The organism is Tateyamaria pelophila, assembly GCF_019966495.1.
GTDB lineage: Bacteria > Pseudomonadota > Alphaproteobacteria > Rhodobacterales > Rhodobacteraceae > Tateyamaria > Tateyamaria pelophila.
In genome coordinates this window covers 1-1,612 of the sequence record NZ_JAIMIA010000192.1, presented here as the reverse complement: position 1 = coordinate 1,612, position 1,612 = coordinate 1, and the positions used below count along the sequence as shown (strand labels likewise).

The window sequence follows — 1,612 nt, the reverse complement described above, 5'->3', positions numbered from 1 at the left end:
GGTCTATTTCGGCGTTGACGGCAGCAAAGACTTTTTTACCGTCCTGCTCTGTCTCCACCGGCCCGTCGGCCTCAATGCGCTGCCAGACGGGTTTCCACGACTTCGCCAAGTCGATCCGGCTTTGCCGGGGCTTGCTCATGCGGAGGCCCCCCGGATCGGCATGACCTGCCCAGCCTCATTGCCCGCAAGGAACCCGGCCCATGCCGCCATCATAGCGCGGCGGCGATCCAACATATCACTGCGCATATAGGCCCGCTCCACATCGCTGCCGACCGCGTGAGCAAGCTGCATTTCGGCCATATCGCGGTCAAACCCGCGTTCGGCGGTCCACTGCCGAAACGTGCTGCGCAGCCCGTGGACAGTCGCAGGACGACCGTTCATGGCGTCGCAGTATCCGGGTCGCCCCCCCTTTTTCTCGGTGTCTTGCATCCGCCTCATGGTTGCGCTCAGCGCCATGTCACTGAGCATACCGCCCCTTGCCGCTGGGAACAGTTGGTCACTGCCCTGCATCCGGGGCAGGTCGTGGAGGACCGCGACCGCCTCGGCACTGAGAGGCACCCGATGGGTGCGGCCCATCTTCATCCGCTCGCCGGGGATCGTCCACAATCCCGCGCCGAGGTCGATTTCAGACCACACTGCGCCCCTGACCTCGCCGCTCCGGGCGGCGGTCAGCACGACGAATTGCAGCGCGGAGGTCCCCATTCCGTCGCGCCCGCGCAGATCGGCCCACCACCGGGGCGCATCCGCAAGGGCGAGCGCCGGGTAATGGGCTTCCTTTCGCACCTTCGACGGCTTGGGCAGGAATTGATCGAGGTTCGCCTGCCACCGGGCCGGGTTCGGCCCCTCGCAATGCCCCGCGACCTCGGCCCACGTCAGGATACCTTCGATCCGCCCACGCAGCTTCGTCGCGGTTTCCGTCTTTTCCGTCCAGATCGGCTCAAGGACGCGCAGCACATCAGCCCGCGTGATCTGGTCCACCGGGATACTGCCGAGGATCGGCACAGCATGGATTTGAAGGCTATTGCGCCAGAGACGGCACTGCTTCTCGCTCTTGAATTCCGCCAATTTCTTCGGAGCGAACCGCTCCATCGCCTCGGCAAAGGTTAGGGATCGGGCCTGCGCGGCGCGGAGGGCCGCCTGAGCGGCCCTTCGCTCCTCTACCGGGTCTACACCTGCCGCGATCTTGTCGAGCGCATCACGGGCGCGCTCACGGGCCGCCGCAAGGGGAACCGTCGGATAGCTACCCAATCCAATCTTCCGACGCCTGCCGCCAACCGTCACGCGGAGAAGCCAAGACTTCGCCCCGTTCGGCGTGATCTGCATCTGCAAGCCGGTGACGCCGCCCACGCTAAAGGTCGCATTGCCCCGGCCTCCGGGGTGGATCAGGCGCTTGACCTCAAGCGCGCTCAGTTCGTCGGCAATTCTCGGCATGGGGTTCTATTCCGGCATTTTTCTACGGGCCTACCCGCGTGCCTATAAAATTGCCATTATGTGAAACACAATGCAACCGCCCGAAACGGGATTTCTTCTATATCCCTAAGAAATATAGGAATTTTGCAACATTGTGGAACATGACGAAACACGCTCGCGGCCCCTACCGCCGGAGCCAAAA

The 1,612-nt window shown here is 63.5% G+C and carries 1 protein-coding gene; it reads right to left on the bottom strand.

Going from position 1 to position 1,612, the window contains the following annotated elements; all coding sequences use genetic code 11:
• Positions 1-135 precede the first annotated feature (135 nt).
• Positions 136-1,431, bottom strand: coding sequence for a tyrosine-type recombinase/integrase (locus LC354_RS25940; RefSeq protein ID WP_223428855.1), 1,296 nt, complete (start codon positions 1,429-1,431; stop codon positions 136-138).
• Positions 1,432-1,612: the final 181 nt, after the last annotated feature.